Origin of the sequence: Paenibacillus campi (assembly GCF_034659835.1) — a bacterium.
In the GTDB taxonomy this organism is placed as follows: Bacteria; Bacillota; Bacilli; order Paenibacillales; family Paenibacillaceae; genus Saccharibacillus; species Saccharibacillus campi.
Genome location: NZ_JAXSQZ010000004.1, coordinates 198,982 through 218,781, shown reverse-complemented (window position 1 = coordinate 218,781; position 19,800 = coordinate 198,982). Strand labels below are relative to the sequence as shown.

The window sequence follows — 19,800 nt, the reverse complement described above, 5'->3', positions numbered from 1 at the left end:
AAAATTCTCATGTACTATGCTACGTACATACATGTCCGCCGGTTGCGTCATCCGCCTAAACGATAGAGCAATAAGTGCCCAAGCTACCGTACGGATCGCATTATGATTACGACTGTATGATCGGCTGTACGGTCTGCTCCTGTCGCATCACCAACGGTTGTTCCACATATGTCGTTAGTAGACCGTATTCCGGTTGCTGAACCTCAACCGTATGACCAAGCGCCATTTTCACAGCCAAATACGGGAAATTAATACCGGTCAAACACGACATATGCAGCCCGCCGGACATGCGCGGATTGATCTCCAGCGCTTTCGGCGTGTCCCCTTGATAAATTAACTGTAGATTATAATTATAAGGAATCCGGTAATAACTCGCTACCCGCGCCGCAATCGCCAGCAATTGCTCATTATGCTCAAGCAAGCGCGATCGACCGCCATTTTTACGACGTGGAATCGCAACAAGCAGTTCCCCTTCCGGCGAAGCTAAGCAATCGATACTATATTCCGGCCCTTGCAACAGCTCCATCACCATCAGTTCAGGGAATGTATCCACATTGGACAGCGTCCGATACACATGCTCAAACGACACACGCGCACTAACAGTGGCAAATAAATCGTCCAGCGGATCGATATTATTGTCGATTACGCGAAAGCCGACACCGCCTTCCATCCGTGTCGGCTTAAAGCATACACGCAGCCCTTGTGCAGCAATCCGCTCATATGCCGCTTTAAATTGCTCGGCGGTATGAACCACTTCATATTCCGGCACAACCATCAATTGCTGCTCATGCACAGAACGGAAGAAATTGCCTTTGTCTTCGATCTCATCGAGCAAGTCGGCATCTGTGCAGCAGACAAGCTTCACACCGATTTGCGCAAATTGCGCGGCTGCCGCCACTACATAACGCATCCCCCAACGTGGCACAAACACATCGATCTCATGCCGACGGCAAAAGTCGAGGCAAAAATTCGCATAATCGCTACCCGTCAATATCGGATCAGGCTCCGCTTCCACATGATCGCAGGCGAGCAATGACACATGCTCTGGATCACGATGCGTACCGTAAATTTCAAATGCCAAGCCGTCCTCGTTGTTGCGCACCGCCTCAATATAATGATAGCCAACCGCGAAGCTGCGGTTAAACCAAATTCTGATCTTCTTTTTATCGGTGCTCATTGGCATAGCTTCCTTCCCTGTCCATAATATCCGCCACAAATTGCAAAATATCGTCCGCCGCCATAATGCCGGAGCGTCCGGTAAAGCCAAACTTCGTCTCCCCAAGCGTACCCGCCTCGTACGCGCGATACAGCTCGCCATGTGCAGGTGCAATCGCTTCGTCTGCCGCTTGCAGCAAACCGAGATCAAGCAGCGAATCGCCGGATGCAATGACCTGCGTCGCTCCGCATAGCTCTTTTACATGTTCAATCGCCCGCTTTTTGCTCACCGGAAAAGGCACCAAGTATACTTTGCGCCCTTGAATCGATAACCCCCAACCGATGCGCGCCAGCTCAGGCGCTAGCGCCATCACCTGCTCATACGGCATTTCTTCACGCTTCACGAGCACCGAGAAAAACGTATCTTCCCAATAACTCTCCCGCACGACCCATTCCGGCTGCGCGATCCGGTGGAACACCGCAATCGCCTCGGCTGCCGGTGCAGCGAGCTTGCGCACATCATCCATAATAAACGCATGCCATTGCGCGTCGATCTTACCGTCGATCAATATGTGCGCACCATTGCTCGTAATCGCATAGGCAGGCACGACCTGCTGGCGGAACAGATGAATCCGGTCATACAATTCCAGCACACGCGTCGTTACTGGTACAAACGGAATCTCGGCGGCAACTCGCTGCAATCGTTCCAACGCCACTTTGGAAATATGCGATGTAATGCGTCCGTCCACCGTTTCGGCAGGCAACATCGTCGCTGGATCAAGTTCCATTCCGCGCGCACGCTCCGAATAGATCAGCGTTTGATCAAGATCACTTGCATATAGCAGCATTAGCCGTCACCATCCCTCGGTTTAATTATTCCACAGCAGGCATATGTCATGTCCGGCTTGATTTCAATCTCGGCACCACGCTCGCGCGCCAAATGTAAAATATGCTGCAAATGCGGATTATCGTCGCGATCGATCAATATTTTCCACGGCACACGGCGTAGCAACACACGTGTCGTCTCCCCTACCCCCGGCTTGATCAGATTGATATCGCTCAAACCGAATTGTTCTTGAATGGAGCGAATATCGTTCATACCTTGCCAATCGCCCGGTTCCGGTTGCTTCAACAGCTCATCAGCACGCTGGATCGCCCTCTGTCCAATCTCTGCAAACCGCTCGCTAATCCGATCGATAAACAAATTCGATACATCCTGCTCCATCCAGTGCCGATAAAACTTGGAACCGTGAAAATCATGCTGCCCGATCAAATCCGCTCGCAGCACTGTACGGCTCATCAAACCGGATACGGTCGAATTCAAACAAGCGCTCGGAATAAGAAAATCTGCACGCGTACCATACGTGTCTGAGCAGCGCCCTGGATCGGCAAGTACCGCCAGATCATCATTAAGTTTCACACCATACCGCTGTTGAAACTGCCGACATGCATCCACCAGTACGCGGCGAATTGCCCCTTTGCCTGTCCAGCCGTCGACAAATTGAATAGGCGATTCGGTGCCATGCTGCTGCAAAATATATTTCAGCGCATTCTCATCTATGCCCTTGCCACGAATGATCGAGATGCTGTAATGCGGCACATCCAGCCCATGCATCATTTGCAAATAGCGTTTTAGCAAAATACCGACCGGCGTGCCCGCACGCGCCAGCGAGACGAGCACAAGCTGCCGCCCACGCTTGCGCAAAATGCACTCGCTCACCACACCCGCCGCGAGTGCAACTTGCTCTGCCGTCTGCTCTAACGCCGTATGGAACAATTGTACATACGCCGCCGTCGGCTCATATTCCGCAGGCAACATTTCCGAATAATGCGTGCCGGTCTGAATCGCTTCCTCACGTTCTTCGGTCGCCCGTTCGAGCTGTACATCACTTAGGTCTTTCAGCAAAAATACAACATCTTCCGCACGGTAGCTGCCGAGCGGCGCCGGTGCAGCCAGACGCGGCTCTGCCCAGGCAGGCTGCGCCTCGGATTGTGCTGCCGCTGCATGCTCATTCATCGCCATGCCCCTCTCCACTGCTGCCCGAGCCGCAAATAACGATATTCACCTGCTTAAACCCACGCGCACATAACGCTGCCGTTAGCCCGTCCAGATGACCGTCCGGCACATGGCGTTCCAAAAATACAAACACATCGTCATATGCACCAAACGGAATATTGTACACATAATTCGTCACACCGGCATCTTCCGGTGAGGCAAACGTATCCCCGCTATAAATCGCATAATCCGGCGCGACCGTACGATATACCGGGCTGCGTGTCGTCGAATGATACTTCACCCCGTCGCCCAGCTCAGCGGCAATGCGCATCGGAATATACATAAATTCCTCCGTACCTAGACAGAGCGTACGGTCGCCCTGCCGCAGCGTCTTTAACTTATTTGCCGCCAGCGTAATTCCTCGTTCCAACGCTGCATTTTGCGCTGCTGCCAGCCCAAATCGTCCCGTCCAGCGTACAAACGGAGCCGTATGCAGCACACCTGCACCATCGATCGATGGATAGCCATGTAACAACTTAAGCAGCCCGCTTAGCTCGGTACGTACAATCGGAATATTTCGATCCGGTTCGTTTTCTCCAAATGGTGGATGAACAAGCTGTGCCTGACCTTCTACGTTAATGCGACCTTTAACGAGCGATAACGGCACAATCGTGATCCCCAGCTCCTGCTCTAATTCAGCATAACGAAGCACATGCTGCTCACTGCGCCAGTCGAGCAATGAAGCGATATAATAGGTTGGACGCGGATATTGTTCATGCAACGCACGAATGATGTTCAGCGTCGTTTTGCCGGTCGTAATCTCATCGTCCACCAGTACGATCGGCTGCTGTCCGGCAATCATCTCAGCATCTAGCGCATAACAGCGATGCGCAACCGCATGGGAATGTTCTTCTTCAAACGTAATGACCGGTGTCAAACCAGCTACATCATGCCGGGTCGTATGCACATAGCTCGCCTGACCGCGAAACGGCGCATACATACTATGTCCAAGCGCAGTTGCCGTCTCGGCAAAGCCGATAAATGAAAGCGGCGCTGTCAGCGGAAGCCCTGCCGCCATCAGATGCTTATACGCTTGTTTGGCACCTTCTCCCGTCATCAGTGCCTTCAGCACATCCGGCAGAAGCCGCTCAACCTCAGCCTCCACTTGAGCGCTATAACTAGCGCTGTCAGGCAGCCGCTCGTCCGTCCCAGCGGAATGAGACCATGCAGCTGCCGACAGCGTTGATGCTTCATGCTCACCTTGAGTGACTATCCCATTAGACGGCACTACAGCTTGCTCCAACTGATCCACTTGCTTTGAGTGATCCGTATTCTGCCCCGCCGTAGCCTTATCCTTAGCAAGCTCACGATAAAGCAGCAACGACAGCGCCGCACCGCTCAGCAGCGATACATATGGATCAACTGCCAAATGCTTGCCCAGCACACGGCTCACAAACAGAAACGAACGTTTCGGATTAATGCGCGCCGCCATCTGAAACAGACGATCGAGCGGCAAGCCAAACGGATTGCGCTCCACTTCCACCGTAATCTGCAACTGCTCCAAAATATTATACGTATACACTTCGTTCCTGCTCGGAGAGGAGGGAGATAAAATGTTGTTGTTCATGCAGCACCCCATATATTTTTGATCTGGCAATGACTTTTTTCGCCCAATTCAAATGCGGCTTAATTTCATTCATTTTGTTGGAATAGCCGCTTTTGAACACGCCCAGCTCTCCATTGTTGCGCTCGATAATGCCGATTGCATCATCATATTCCTCACGTGTGACCGTGTACATCGACTGCACAAGCCGAATATGCGACGGATGAATAATCGTTTTGCCGACGATACCGTTTTCCTTGTCCATCATCACTTCACGAATCAACCCGTCCACATGGCGGTTAATATACTCATTGCGCAGACGACGTCCGTCCGGTCCCAATGCTTCTTCAAACGGTGACTGCCGAATTTGCGGCTTAAGCACACGCTCTCCGCTGGCAAAATATTCCCATACCGGCCCGGAGATGACATACGGCGACTCCATCCGTCCAAACAGATTAATAATATCGGAAATGCAGTCCCGAATCGGGGCGATTTCATAGATCGTCACATCCGGGTTACGACGCAAACCGAACAGACTGGAAAAGTCGGTCGCCCCAATCCGCACATTAAGCACATACGGACGATAACGGTCAAGCACCTGTTTGATCGCCAGCAGCGCATTAAGACGCGTCTCCAAGTAGATCACCTCTGCCGTTTCCAAAATCGGCAATCCGTACAATACCGGAGCACAGCTATGCTTGCTCTCGTTGTAACGGGCAATCACATCAAAATAAAACGCCCCCTGTTCCGCCCCAAACTTCGGGAGCATCACCCCGGTAATTAGCTCCATCAGCGATCCCATACGTTCCAGTACACGCTGCAATTGTTCCACGCTGCGCACGCGGATAAACATTAGCGGCACTTGACCGTACAATATCGGGTTCTGCTCCAGCGACAGACGCAAACGGTTCATTTGCACTGTTAATGACATCTCGGCAGCTTCCACCTGCTGATCACCGATCGCATCTTCCAGATCAAACACCCATGAAGTTAAGCCAAGATGCTTGCCGGATAACACATCATCCGCGATCGTTGGACGTGTCGCTGGACAATACAGCGCTGCGCCTACCGCATAAGCAAGCAACTCCTGCTCAGACGCGTTGCTGTACTCCACAGGCAGCGAATAAAACAATTCCTGTTCTTCCGCTTGTGACAAATAATTAAAATAACGCATACTACCCCTCCCGGTATACACCAGCTCATATGAATACTCAATAAAACGATGTCCAGCTGCTGCCTTGTTCCGATAACGCGCCAGCGCGATCCGGCTTTGTCAGACAACTGAACACAAAAACCCTCCTATTGTGCAAACAGGAGGGACGCTTGTCAGCCGGCACATTCCGGTGCCGGGAAGGATACCACTTGCTTAATCCATACCGTATAGCTTTTCACGCAGATCACGCCATTTCATACAGACATTATTCTATCCGTCCGCTAATGCGGCAAAACGGATAGTGTCTGCTTACCGGCATGATGAGACTTCGCTCACGATGCCAGCGGCAATAAAGAGATAGTCCTGTTATGAGGCTACCGCATTATTTTCGTCCTGCTGTCCAGCGCATATTCCAGTTGAAGGCAAGGTCCATCTCCCTGTGACCACTAAAATACTGTACAACCTTCTCAATGCTGAACGTATCACCGACATTGCGAATCATCGCAATCGCACACATCGTCCGGCGATTATCTGGCTCATCCAGACGAACGATAATGTCTGGGCCATTTTGCTGATAAATCGTGACGACACCGTCCGCCTCGCTCCAACGGCTAATGCCTTCATAAATAAACGAAAATACGAGTACACGCTTAATCTCGGATAAACGATTGCCATTAATACGCATATTCTCACCATTCGTGCGCTCACCTGTACGATCATCCGCATCGAGCGAAATATACGGATGCATATCCAGACTGCCAAATCGATTACCGAGCGCCTGCACTACACCTTTGCTACCGTCTTGCAGTTCATATAGACATCCTAGATCAAGATCGGTTCCTTTCGAAGCAGAGCCGCCAAAACCGAACAAGCCGCCACTTTTGCGTTGCTGACGATTCCAGTTCAGATTGATAAGCAGCTCACCGAGCGATGTCCCCGGTTTTTTCTGAAGATTGATCACATCGCCCTTCTTTTTCAACTCAATCTTGGACAGATTCAACGGAGACGGCGGCATCGACGAAGCAGGCGGTCGTAGTTGCTGATCAGACGACTGCCCACTTGGAGCAAACGGCGGTGGTGACGGCTGCCGATGAGGTGGAGCAGGCGGTGGCAGTTGCCGATCAGACGACTGCCCACCTGGTGGTGAAGGCGGAGTAGGTGGTGGCGGTGTGCCTTGCTGCTCAGCCGGCGCTTCCACTTCTACGCCATAACTGCCGCACAGCTCCTGCAAGCCGCCAAAATAGCCTGCCCCGACAGCGGCAAATTTCCATTCTCCCTGATACCGATACAGCTCCCCGATCACAATCGCCGTTTCATCGGAAAAGCCAGACTCCAAGTTATACCGGAACAGTTCGATTGCACCCGCATCTACTACACCTCGTATGTACATCTGCTGCATGCGGCTAAACGTATGACCAGGTACCTCCGCATTATAAATCGTCAATGTTATCGCAATTTTATCAACCTGCTGTGGAATCACAGCAAGCTGAATATCGAACCGCCGCCGATCCGTACCATCGCCTTGTTCCATATAACGAATAAACCCATTACTCGCATTACCGTAAAAGATCAAATCATCGTCGCTCGCCACGCGTCCATTCGCCTGCAACAAAAAAGCCGACGTATCCAGCTCAATCGCATCCGGGGCTTGCCAGCCAAGCAGCAAACTAAGCTGGGAAATGCCAGGTCTGTTTTTGGTCACATCCGTTTTCTGTCCTCTAACGATGATCGTGCTCACACGTCCACCTCCCGATTATGTTATAGCATGATGTTAAAATGACATACAGGGACGTACCCTGTATGTCATTGATGATTACGCCCCACTAATTAGCGCCAGCAAACATGCTAGACAAAGTGAAGGCGAATGTTATATCGTTTATGCTTTTGAATGTAATTTTAAATTATCACACGATTCATGACCAGTATAGTCCTAACTGACATCCCGCACCGAATCGTCATCCCAATCAAGCAGGGCAGCAATTACGCTTGCAAACCGTAGTCGCGTACGAGCCCAGCCAGACCATCGCGGTAGCCGCTACCGATCGCGCTAAATTTCCATTCTGCACCATGACGGTACAGTTCACCTACAACAACACCGGTCTCGATCGAGAAGTCTTCACCAAGATCAAAGCGAATCAGTTCTTCATTCGTTGCATCATTTACGATACGCACATAAGCGTTGGACACTTGACCAAAGTTTTGGTTACGCGCATCCGCTTCATAGATTGTGATCGTAAACGCGATCTTTTCCGTCGTTGCCGGTACGCTTGGCAGGTCAACTTTGATTTGCTCATCATCGCCGTCGCCAGCACCGGTACGGTTGTCACCGCTATGCACAACAGAGCCGTTTTCATTTTGCGGATTATTGAAGAAAACGAAGTCTTTGTCGCCTGCTACCTTGCCCGCGCCGTTTGTGCAAAATACGGATACGTCCAGGTCAAATTCGCCGCCGCCATCATATTTATTCGTATCCCAGCCTAGACCGACCGTAATTTTGGACAGTCCTGGGTTCGTTTTAGTCAGATCGATTTTTTGGCCTTTGCTCAGGTTGATTGGCATAATAAGTTCCCTCTTTTCTCAATATATAAGTATAGTTGATTCAGCTTACTGTTGTTGCTGTCAGACAACATCGAATGTGACAGCTTCCTGCATGCATCGTTTAGTGAAGATGATAGATAGTACATACGCGTTGACGAGCAAGCATATCCACCGATGCACTTACACGTATTGACGGGCGAGTATGTCGACATGAGCCGCATGCTTGCCCTGACCGATCGCATTGAATTTCCATTCCGAGCCGCTACGGTAAATTTCACCCGTAATGAGCGCGGTCATGCCTGCATAATTGTCCGTCAAATTGTAGCGTGCCAATTCTTCGCCGGTTTGCTCATTGGCGACACGGATATAAGCAGAAGCGATCATCCCAAAGTCTTGACGTCGTTCTTCCGCCTGATAAATATTGACCACGACTACAATTTTGTGTACATCAGACGGCACTTTGGACAGGTCGATCGAAATTTGCTCATCGTCACCTGCACCTTCACCAGTCAGATTGTCACCGCTATGCTTAACAGAGCCACACGCGCTAGTCAAATTGTAAAAACAGACTAGATTTTCTTTGCGCAGCAACTTGTCATCTTCGCTCAGCATGAGTGCGGATGCATCACAGTCGATATTCGGAGTCGACTTTTTGAAGCCGAACAATCCTCTGGACTTCGCTTCTGCAGGGTCCCAACCGAGTCCAACGAGCAGTCTGGTCAGGTCGCTGCGGCCTTTGGTCAGGTCAATTTTTTGTCCTTTGACGAGATTGATTGTCATAAATGATTCAGGCCTCCTTTTACACGTATTGCTACATAATACTGTACAGGTTAAGCAAGCGTTTCATTTTTTTGCAATCGGACGAAAGCAGGACAGTTTTATCCAAAGCAAGCCGCCAATAACGACTTCACTTCGCTGGGAACATCATCAGCCTTGCAGCCGCATTACGATGCCCTTGGCTCTATCTTAGCAGAGCAACAGTACCAAAGGAAAATTTCGCAATTTACAAATTCATCCATAGTGGAATATTAAGGTAATATGTATCATTAATGCCATGCTATCCATCTATATTTTCCCACACGTTAGTAAAAAACCAGCCTCTGCCTTTTAGATAACGACAACAATTAACGTCATGTAAACGCACTTGTTTCAGTATGTAAAAAGCGCCCGATTAAAGCAATCAGACGCTTCGTAATGACACAGTTCAGCACTATATGCTACGACTAGAACATAAAGTAATCGGCACGATAATGAGTATGAAATAGAAGTTAAAATATTAGTTATTAAAATATTAGTTAATCGGAACCGAATCATGCAAAACGAAATCGTGTATCGTTTTATCTTGCATGTTTATTGTGATTAACGGCATTGTTTTTGAAAAAATACAGTGCGATCATATCGCCAAGCGACAATAGCACAAAGGCTACAATCGCCGTACCGAGTGCTTCGCCTGCACTATTGTGCAAACCATATAGCCAAAACAGATAAATAATGGCAGCCGGAATGATGTTACCGATTAACCGTTGCCGAACAAACATAATCAAGGCTATCAAAAGCCTGTTCATGATGGACCCTCCAAAAAATATAATAGACTTCCGCAGTTCAATATCGATGCCAGACAATGCTTAAGCCGGACATCATACGCATCTGCGAATCGAACGTCTGCAAGTACAGAATTCCATTATTATACATTTGAAGACAGGCTACCAGTGTACAATTGACTAATTAAGCGATTAGGTTTTTGTCGAAAAATATCACTTGCCAACCTAACCGTCACAACGACGCACAAACAGACACAACACTGCACCAAAAGCTGGGGCGCTAACATGGGCAGAGCGAATAAGCTTATATAAGATAGCGTCTCATTCAAGCAAACTTGTAAAGGAGACGAATGCTACAACAGATCGTTTATACGAACAAAATAAGATGATAAACGTGTACAAACAGCTAGCAATAAAACTTTCATAAACAATGGCTTCATCTCAAGATATTACCGTAAAAAAAAGCCCGACCACTACGGTACTGGGCCACTCTCGCTCGCCTGTGCCTGGCTCAGGCGATTCAGTGCTTGTCAATACAGCGTGTAGGCGCTGTACACTTTCCAACATGCTATGAGCATGAAGCTTGCTACCCGTATTCGTTATAGAATACGTTTAATAAAATAAAACTAGCGATCGTAAAACTACATGTGTTGCTATCGGTGTTCTATGATATATAGTCCACGTACTTATGATATGGATGACTACTACGCTCGGAACAATGCCCTGCCACTGCCAGCACATGATTACATGCATCTTCTCTCTCGCTGCATTCCGTATCCGGTGCTTTCCCGCTGCATTTGGGTTGTCCTTGTGCAAGCTAAAGGTGAAACGTTACGACCAGGCATCAGTAGATGCAACCAGTAAGCTTGTTATCTTGCATCACTTTCAATTTCTATTATTACAGCAGTTTGCAAAAAATGAACTTATTTTTTTTGTAATCATATCCTTTTTTTTGAACTGCTGATTTGAATATGGAACTACTGACATTACATATAATAGGTTACCAAAAACAAACTATACAGATTTTGAGTAACCTATATAATAATAAAAATTATCTTTTTTGGGAAAAGTAACGAAGCGGTATTTCCCAACTGTTCTACGTATTATTGTATCGCTTGCAAAGTTGACGTTCCAAATGAAATGAGACCTAGGCACAGTATAATCTGACGCAAATGAACCGCATTATACGATTTGTACAACCGTTTGAAGACACGCCATCACAACGTTAATAAGTGCATTCAAAATGAAGTACTAAATTCGGTAACAGACAAAACTCAGTCATTTAACGAGAGTACCGATATTTGATCCATAGGGCGATTTGTCGCTGCGCGTATAAATATATAGCAATCTATACGGTTTTGATTTACATTGTTGACGTATAGGTTATGTCCTTTTTATTATACGATTTCTAATTTTTTTGAAACGTATAACGTATCATGTCACGTAATACAGGATAACGTTGATCATGTAGAGCACTAGTGCTTCATCCGCATAACGTTTAAGCATGTCCATCAAAGGGGTGATTCACTTGCACAGACATTTCACCACATTACGCCATGAGCTTGAAGCCGAAATTGCACATCAGGGCTATTCGCTCAGCAGTTTCAGCAAGGCATCTGGCATTAATCGCGGCGTGCTTAGTTCAACTTTGAACGGTTCTCCGCCCAAGCCGATGTCCATTAACCAATTAGACAAAATGGTGCAAACACTGAATAAACCCGCAGGCTGGCTGTATGAGAAGTTTGCCAAAGAATGTTTTGATGAATCAGGCAAAACAAATTGGCGTCGCATCCGTCCTTTACTGCTGCGCTGCATTGAGCTAGGTCGAAACGATTTGATTGACCGTATACTCGGATTGCTTATGGAAGACCCTAATCATATTAGCCATGTGTTCGAATTGGCAGAGCAACTTTCTAATACACAATACGATCAGTGTGCGATTGTATTGTATCGCTGTGTAATCGAAAACGAGCGTAACTATCAGTCCGAACGGCTAGCGGTTAGCCAATACCGTATTTTTCGGACTGCGCTCAGTCACAATATCGAAAACAATCTGAAAGCCGCCTTATCGTTCGAGCCTTTTCGCGCGCAGTTGCCTATCCCGCTCAAATTGGAAGCGCTGCTAAAGCTGGGCAATATTTTTTATACCGTACAAGATTGGGACATGACCTATCAGTATGGCAATGAGCTGTACATGCTTGCCAAACGCGTATATGAGTATCGGCAAACAGGCAAGCGCAAAGGCGTTCAGCCTAGAACGAGCTCGCTCGATGAACCGCTTGTGTATTATTATGGGCAAGGATTAAACTTGCAATTCGGCGCATTGCAACATAAAGAGCAATACGAAGCAGCCAGACAGCTACTCGACCAACTGGATCATCTGGACTGGTTTAAAGATGATCATGCTCAGCATCAAGAGCATGTTGAACGCTTTCGCTTTTTCACCTCACTAAATCGTATGAGTATGGAAGTATTGTCCGGTAACGTCGACTTCCTGTCACCGTATGCCGCCCATTTGCGCGCTTATCCACAGGAAGCGTTAACCGGGCTACATATCGTTTTGCAAGCGGCAAACAAACACGATTGGGAGATCGATGAGATTTTACGGGCTCATGAAAATTTACTGTATCCGCGCGAAATTTTGGATGATACCGCTACCGATTACACGTATACAGCAGCCTTTCAAGGCTTCAAAGACGAATCGATCGTAATTAGCCGTTATGTGAGTATGTATTATGAACTCGCCATTTATTACTGCAATCGCAAAATCTACGACAAACGACTGGAAAATATTTTGCTCGCACTGGAAACGACAATCGTCAAATACAATCGCGGACGCATTATCGATTGTTTGAATTTGTTTAAAAAATTGCGCGAGCTGCGTGAACCGATGGACGGGCAAGCAGCGATCCATGTACAAGAGATAAGCGATGATCATGCTTCGGATTAAGCTTGGTTTGAAATGTATGTTTAGTCAGATGGTGCTAGGTGGTGTCTTCAAACGATCCTACGTATCTTTTTATTGTTTACAGAGGTCAGAAATACGACCTTGTACAGCGTAGTCTGAAGCAAATTACCCGTATCGAACGATCTGTAAAGCAGTTTGAAGACACGCCCTAGTAGCTTGTCTCGAATACATTTACGGTTTGTCGATCTAACCATTGCTTGATGATGAATCGGTTAAGGGACGTTCAAACACAATTTCCATTTGAGGCAGACTACTAGTAGGCTGACCGCGTTAAATAAGTAGTTTGCTATTGCAGAGCAGCGCTGTTCTCCTGCTACGATTCCAGTGTATCTTTCGAAGATGGAGTGAATCAGACACTGCATTTAAGCGGGTCAGTCTACTAATGTGTGGGCGGTTAGGTTAGGTTTTATGAATGATTTTGATGAAAATTTAAGCTGGATACGCTAAATTTGTATAGTATAGGCAGCAACCACTGTGGTACGTGCAACTCGTATCATACGAGTTTGCGTACACGCTCTAACATACTGATTGCTAGAATCGCTACTAACTTGAACACTGGGAGCGTAGTTCCATGACGAATCCACCGCGTGTACGCCATGAACTGAGGCGTGAAATTGCCCGCCAAGGCTACACATTAAGCAGCTTTAGCAAAGTGTCCGGCATTAACCGCGGAGTATTAAGCGCAACTTTGAATGAACCAGCGACTAAAGCGCTGTCGATGAACCAGTTAAATCGTATGACCACTGCCCTCGGTTTTCCTGCCGGATGGTTGTATGAACGGTATACGCAAGAAATGATCGCACAGATCGAAAGCGTAAGCTGGCGGCGGATGAAAGAGGTGCTTGTTCATTGTTTACAGTTGCAAAAGTTGGATTTGGTAAAGCTCGTATTGGATGCTTTAGACGAGAAGCCGATTTATGTAAATTATGTGTTTGCGTTAGCAGAGGAATGGGATGTACAAGGTGCACTTGCTGATTTGTCAATTTTGTATGAGTATGTGCTAACTCATGAGGCAAATTTGCATAGCGAGCGGTTTGCGGTCAGTCAATATCGGCTATTCCGTATTCATGTAGAGCTGGATTTGCCGAGAAGTTTTACAAGTGCAATTCGGTTTGCTCCGTATCGGCACGCGTTGCCAGTTCACTTGAAAATGGATGCGCTGGCGCAGTTGAGTTATGTAGCTTTTGCACTTAAAGATTGGGATGTATTAAAACAATATGGAGAAGAACTTTCGAATACAGCACTAATAGTCTATCAAGCAGTAATCAACAAACAAGATGCTCATATCCAATCCTATGAACGTCCTCTGATTGTTTATTACGGCAAAGGTTATATCGCTCAATGTACAGCATTAGCAAATATTGGTGAATACACAGCGGCTAAAAAAATGATCGCTTATTTTGAAGATTTGAGCTGGTTTGAAGGATTGGATCATGTTGCTAGGGTATATGTAGAAAAGTATGCAGTGTGGGCTAGATGCCATCGTTACAATATTGAGCTTTTGCAAGGAAATTACAGTGTGCTTCACCAGTATGTTAATTTTTTAGAGTTTTTCCCTGAAGAACATCCTGCCAGTATAGACATGATTTTAAAAGCAAGTAACCTGCATCAATGGAATATCGATGAGCTTTTACAAAAATACCATACAACCATTTATCCACCTGATAGTTGGCGCTACTTAGAGTCGAACACCAACTACGCTATGATGGTCGAAACGAATCAATACATCAACATTTATTATGAATTAGCGGTATACTATTTTGAACGCAAAAAAAGTAGTGCTCAATTGGAACGTATATTATCTGAGCTGAAGAATAATGTCGAAAAGTACAATCATATTTACACATTTAATAGCACAGAACTATTTGAAAAACTGCATAAATTTTATTTTTAATACAAACTGGTTTTTAATGCCAAATACACTTGCGATCTCATTCCACCGCCTGTATAAATCAGTATGAGTTGGATTGCATATAAAAGCGCATCAAGACAGCAATTGCAAATCAAGAATCGTCACGTACAAACGACGATTCTTATTTTGCGTATATTTTTCATTTTCTTTTTATTTCTAGTAACAACGCTTATGTTAGAACGGTTAAGCCGACGTTTCTTATTTTCAAAATTTATTTTTATTTCAAATATGAAAAGATATGAAAAGAATTGACATTAACTTAGCTTCTAAGATATATTGTTCGGTTTGAGAGTTACACTTAAACAAAGCGATTATGTATATTCATTTAAAAAAATGTATACATCGCGCTTGTTTGCTCGCGACAATTCCCATCATAACTATTAGCAATTTTAACTAAAATTTGAACAGTTGGGAGTGTATCTTTATGACCTATCCTAAAAGTGTACGACGGGAGCTAAATAAAGAAATTGCTCGCCAAGGTTATACATTAAGCAGCTTTAGCAAAGTGTCCGGCATTAATCGAGGGGTATTGAGTTTAACTTTAAATGAACAGGCGTCCAAATCGCTGTCGATGAATCAGCTCAATCGTATGATTGCCGCCTTGCAGCTTCCTGCCGGCTGGCTCTATGAGCGCTATGCACAAGAACTGCTATCTGATATCGAAAACGTAAGCTGGCGCAAAATTAAAGATTTGCTTACGCACTGTCTGCAATTGGGGAAAGTCGCTCTGATCGAGACGATACTGGATGCATTGGAAGATAAACCGATCTATGTCAATTACATTTTTAAGTTTGCCGAGGAACTGCATGAGCAAAGTTTAACTGCACATTTATCGATGTTGTACCAATACGTGCTTGATCATGAACTCAATTTGCAAACCGAGCGTTTTGTCGTCAGTCAGTATCGGTTATTTCGTGCCAGTTTGAGCTTGGATTTACACCAATGTTTTAGGAGTGCGATTCAGTTTGCGCCGTATCGGCAGGCATTGCCTGTACATTTAAAATTGGATGCGCTGGCGCAGTTGATTAATGTGTCGTTCGCATTGAAAGATTGGCATGTATTAAACCAATATGGGGTAGAACTTGTCGCTACAGCTAAATGGGTGTATCGGATGACCGTCGTTGACAAGATGGAGGATATTAAACCCTATGAACGTCCTCTAATTGTTTATTATGGCAAAGGTTATATCGCTCAATGTGCTGCATGGGAATATCTCGGTGATTACCAAAAGTCAAAAAAACTAATCCCTTATTATGAAGATTTAAGCTGGTTTGAAGGGTTAACTGCTACTGAAAGAATATATGTGGAGAAATACGCGATTGTTGCTAAATGCAATCGTTATAACCTTGAACTTTTACAAGGTAATCATGATATGCTCTTACCGTATATTAGCTATCTTGAATTTTTCCCTGAAGAACAACCTGCTAGCTTAGAGATTATATTAAAAGCAAGTAATTTTCATAAATGGAATATCGACGAAATCTTGGAAAAATATCATGATATTATTTATCCTCCTGATGTTTTGTGCTACCTGGAGGCTATTACAAATTATGACATGATTAGTGAGCTTAATCGATACATTAACATATACTATGATCTGGCATTGTATTATTTGGAGCGCAAAGGAAGTAATAAGCAATTAGAGTATGTGCTATCAGCGCTAAAACATAACATCGAAAAATACAATCGAATTCATCTATTCGACAGCACCGAACTGTTTGAAAAGCTGTATAAATTTTATGCATCCACTACCATCGGTGCTACAAATACAATTCACACAACAAATACAATCACTACAACAAAACGCAACCGCGATTCCAACTAAAACTTAAACAGCGGGGAGTGTATCTTTATGACCGATCCTCAGAGCGTGCGGCAGGAGCTAAATAAAGAAATTGCTCGCCAGGGGTATACATTGAGCAGCTTTAGCAAAGTGTCTGGCATCAATCGGGGGGTATTGAGCGCAACTTTGAATGAACCAGCGACTAAAGCGCTGTCGATGAACCAGTTGAATCGTATGACCACTGCCCTCGGTTTTCCGACAGGATGGTTATATGAGCTATATACGCAGGAAATGATATCCGATATCGCAAACGTCAGTTGGCGCAAAATTAAAGATTTGCTTACTCACTGTCTACAATTGGGAAAAGTTAGTCTGATCGAGACTGTACTGACCGCATTAGAAGACAAACCGATCTATGTCAATTACATTTTTAATTTTGCCGAGGAACTGATGGCGCAAAGTTCTACTTCGGATTTATCTATGTTTTACGAGTATGTACTGGATCATGAGCATAATTTACAAGCTGAGCGTTTTGCAATCAGTCAATACCGGTTATTTCGTTTCAATCTAAGCTTGGATTTACACCAATGTTTTAGAAGTGCGATTCAGTTTGCGCCGTATCGGCAGGCTTTACCCGTTCATTTAAAGCTGGATGCGCTGGCACAGTTGATTAATGTATCGTTTGCATTTCAAGATTGGGAAATCATTATAAAATACGGTGAGGAACTTGTAACTGTAGCAGAATGGGTATATCAAAAAATAGTCAATAAACAAGATTGGGATTTCGAAAGCCTCGAACGCCCTCTAATTGTTTATTATGCCAAAGGTTATATCGTTCAATGCGGTGCTTGGGAATATCTTGGTAACTATGAAGAATCCGGAAAACTAATTCCTTACTATGAAAATTTAAGCTGGTTTGCAGGTTTAGATGCTAATGGCAGAATGTATGTAGAAAAATATGCAATCGTAGCTAAATGTAACCGCTACAATCTTGAACTTTTACAAGGCAATTATGCTGTGCTTAAACCATACATTGATTATCTTGAATTTTTCCCCGAGGAACAACCTGCCAGTATCGAAATTATAATAAGAGCAAGTATTGTTTATAAATGGGATATCGATGACATTTTGAGAAAATACTATAATATAATTTATCCGCCTGACATTTTATCATATTTAGAATCGATATCGCATTACGCCATAGTTATTGAAGTCAAACGCTACATTAATATTTATTATTATTTGGCATTATACTATTTTGAAAGAAAACAAAGTAATGATCAGTTAGAACATGTATTATCTACACTAAAATGTAATGTAGAAAAATATAATCGAATTCATCTATTCGACACTACCGAGTTGTTTGAAAAGCTGTATAAGTTTTATTTTTAACAACCAAAAATTTTATTGTTTGCGTAACTTCATCTTCCTGAGCAATAAGCCGATATATCCATAAACAATAAAATAAAACAACCTTATAATAGCGATTCTTATTTTTCCACACCTTCACATTTATTATTTGGCAATTAGCTAGCCACCTTTTTACAACAGCTTTTACACGCTGTTTCCCATTTTCGATACCTATTTTCTCTATTTTCAATTAAAAGTAATTGACCATAGTTCAAGCACTAATATATAATGTAATAAATTTGAATTCATAGTTTAACTGGGGCGCAAGACAAGGGAAACTTTTACCTTAAAGGGGTGTGTTCGGTTATGATTACCAACACCACAACCATACGTTTGGAGATTGAAAAAGGAATCCGGCAACGCGGGCATTCCTTAAGCAGTTTCGGCAAGCTTGCCGGCATCAATCGCGGGATTATTAGCGGTATTCTCAATGGTAATCCGCCAAAGTCTATTTCCATCCGCCAGTTAGATTTGATGGCTGAAGCACTCGGTCATAAAGAAGGCTGGATGTATGAATATTATGTGGATGAATGTTTTATTAATGAAAAGGCAGACTGGCGTCGTATTAAAGCATTTTTGCTACGATGTACAGAAATTGGACGCTATGACTGCATTCAGTCGGTATTGGATCGTCTGATGGAGGATTTGTCGAATACGATTTCGGTGTTCGGATTAGCTGAGGAATTGTATGAAGAAGGCAAAGTGAAAGAAGCGATTCCTTTTTATGAATGTGTCATCGAAAATGAGAAGCACCAGCATTCCGAGAGATTAGCGATTTCGCATTATCGGGTGTTTCGAGCTTCGATTAGTGAAAATACAGAGGAAAGCTTCCGCGCTGTAATCCGGTTTGAACCTTATAAAAATAGATTGCCGGAAAATTTTATGTTGGATGCTTTGTTACAATTGGCTAATGCATATTATCTCATTCAAGAATGGAAAATGATGGAATATTGTGCAGATGAATTACGTTCTCTATTGCTGACCGTATATAAAATGTCCGATCATGCCAAAAAATCAGACATTCACTGGCCAACTTCTACTGATCGTCATCCAGTGGTTTATTATGGTCAAAGCTACCTTATAAAGTCTGTAGCCTTAGAAAACTTGGGAAAATATGAGGAAGCCAAAACATATATATTGGGTTATGCTGATTTAAGTTGGTTCCCTGATTTGGATGAGGTTGGTTTAGATGCAGTTGAAAAGTTTAAAGTTGCTGCGGAAGCCAATATGCATAACATGGACTTGTTAATGGGCAATACTAACAAACTAAATGAATATGTAGAGTTTCTGGATCATCATCCTAACGAGATTCTAGCAAGCATGTTAACTATTATCGATTCGGCTAATAAGTATGATTTGAACATTGATCATATTCTCAGTAAATTTTCATTTGATCCTGATTCACTGATCAATTTTGATCATGGCTATTATCATAAGTCAGCTCATATCGTTCATGTTTTTATGATACAGTATAAACTTGCACTATATTATTTCTTCAAAAACCGCTATGTTATAAGTATCAGCTTTATTATTAAGGGTATCGAGATGAGTATACAAATTGAGAATAAGAATAAAATTTTAGACTATGTATCCTTATTTGAGCAACAAAAGGAGTACGCAACCGATTCTCAATTGGATACTTATCATAATTTAATAAAAGGAGTGAATGAAGATGTCCAAGTATATCACAAGTCTAGCTATGGTGGTAGTCGTAGCTACAATAACCACAATCAGTAGTCTT

Annotated in this window: 14 protein-coding genes; 5 read left to right on the top strand and 9 right to left on the bottom strand. The window is 44.5% G+C overall.

Going from position 1 to position 19,800, the window contains the following annotated elements; all coding sequences use genetic code 11:
- Positions 1–106: 106 nt before the first annotated feature.
- The 9 genes from U1I11_RS11980 to U1I11_RS11940 form a co-directional block, all read right to left on the bottom strand.
- Positions 107–1,177: an ATP-grasp domain-containing protein gene (locus U1I11_RS11980; RefSeq protein ID WP_322906365.1), complete on the bottom strand. Its 1,071-nt coding sequence runs from the start codon at positions 1,175–1,177 to the stop codon at positions 107–109.
- Positions 1,164–2,003: an HAD family hydrolase gene (locus U1I11_RS11975; RefSeq protein ID WP_322906364.1), complete on the bottom strand. Its 840-nt coding sequence runs from the start codon at positions 2,001–2,003 to the stop codon at positions 1,164–1,166. Before U1I11_RS11975 ends, U1I11_RS11980 begins: the two co-directional genes overlap by 14 nt.
- Positions 2,003–3,172: a cysteine protease StiP family protein gene (locus U1I11_RS11970; RefSeq protein ID WP_322906363.1), complete on the bottom strand. Its 1,170-nt coding sequence runs from the start codon at positions 3,170–3,172 to the stop codon at positions 2,003–2,005. Before U1I11_RS11970 ends, U1I11_RS11975 begins: the two co-directional genes overlap by 1 nt.
- Positions 3,165–4,778 carry a phosphoribosyltransferase family protein gene (locus tag U1I11_RS11965; protein WP_322906362.1) on the bottom strand — a complete coding sequence of 538 codons (1,614 nt, stop codon included), beginning with the start codon at positions 4,776–4,778 and terminating at the stop codon, positions 3,165–3,167. The genes U1I11_RS11970 and U1I11_RS11965 overlap by 8 nt, the downstream gene beginning before the upstream one ends.
- Positions 4,720–5,928, bottom strand: a complete 1,209-nt coding sequence (locus tag U1I11_RS11960; protein ID WP_322906361.1) for an HpcH/HpaI aldolase/citrate lyase family protein — start codon at positions 5,926–5,928, stop codon at positions 4,720–4,722. Before U1I11_RS11960 ends, U1I11_RS11965 begins: the two co-directional genes overlap by 59 nt.
- 361 nt (positions 5,929–6,289) lie before the next feature.
- A complete protein-coding gene (locus U1I11_RS11955; RefSeq protein WP_322906360.1) occupies positions 6,290–7,645 on the bottom strand; it encodes a TerD family protein in 1,356 nt (451 codons plus the stop codon).
- Between the two features lie 242 nt (positions 7,646–7,887).
- The gene (locus tag U1I11_RS11950) at positions 7,888–8,466 is read right to left on the bottom strand and encodes a TerD family protein (protein ID WP_322906359.1); all 579 of its coding nucleotides are present in this window, start codon (positions 8,464–8,466) and stop codon (positions 7,888–7,890) included.
- 159 nt (positions 8,467–8,625) lie between these two features.
- On the bottom strand, positions 8,626–9,225 hold the full coding sequence (locus U1I11_RS11945; RefSeq protein WP_322906358.1) for a TerD family protein: 600 nt from the start codon (positions 9,223–9,225) through the stop codon (positions 8,626–8,628).
- A 557-nt stretch (positions 9,226–9,782) separates the two neighbouring features.
- Positions 9,783–10,010, bottom strand: a complete 228-nt coding sequence (locus U1I11_RS11940; protein ID WP_322906357.1) for a hypothetical protein — start codon at positions 10,008–10,010, stop codon at positions 9,783–9,785.
- A 1,504-nt stretch (positions 10,011–11,514) separates the two neighbouring features.
- Here U1I11_RS11940 and U1I11_RS11935 point away from each other — a divergent pair.
- From U1I11_RS11935 to U1I11_RS11915, 5 genes are all read left to right on the top strand, one after another.
- A complete protein-coding gene (locus tag U1I11_RS11935; protein ID WP_322906356.1) occupies positions 11,515–12,936 on the top strand; it encodes a hypothetical protein in 1,422 nt (473 codons plus the stop codon).
- Positions 12,937–13,606: 670 nt separating this feature from the next.
- The gene (locus U1I11_RS11930) at positions 13,607–14,848 is read left to right on the top strand and encodes a hypothetical protein (protein ID WP_322906355.1); all 1,242 of its coding nucleotides are present in this window, start codon (positions 13,607–13,609) and stop codon (positions 14,846–14,848) included.
- Between the two features lie 442 nt (positions 14,849–15,290).
- Positions 15,291–16,691: a hypothetical protein gene (locus U1I11_RS11925; RefSeq protein ID WP_322906354.1), complete on the top strand. Its 1,401-nt coding sequence runs from the start codon at positions 15,291–15,293 to the stop codon at positions 16,689–16,691.
- Positions 16,692–16,718: 27 nt separating this feature from the next.
- Positions 16,719–18,041 (top strand): hypothetical protein, encoded by a 1,323-nt coding sequence (locus U1I11_RS11920; RefSeq protein ID WP_322906353.1) that lies wholly within the window; start codon positions 16,719–16,721, stop codon positions 18,039–18,041.
- Between the two features lie 324 nt (positions 18,042–18,365).
- Complete coding sequence (locus U1I11_RS11915; RefSeq protein ID WP_322906352.1) at positions 18,366–19,796, top strand: DNA-binding protein; 1,431 nt, start codon at positions 18,366–18,368, stop codon at positions 19,794–19,796.
- The last annotated feature ends 4 nt before the right edge of the window (positions 19,797–19,800 follow it).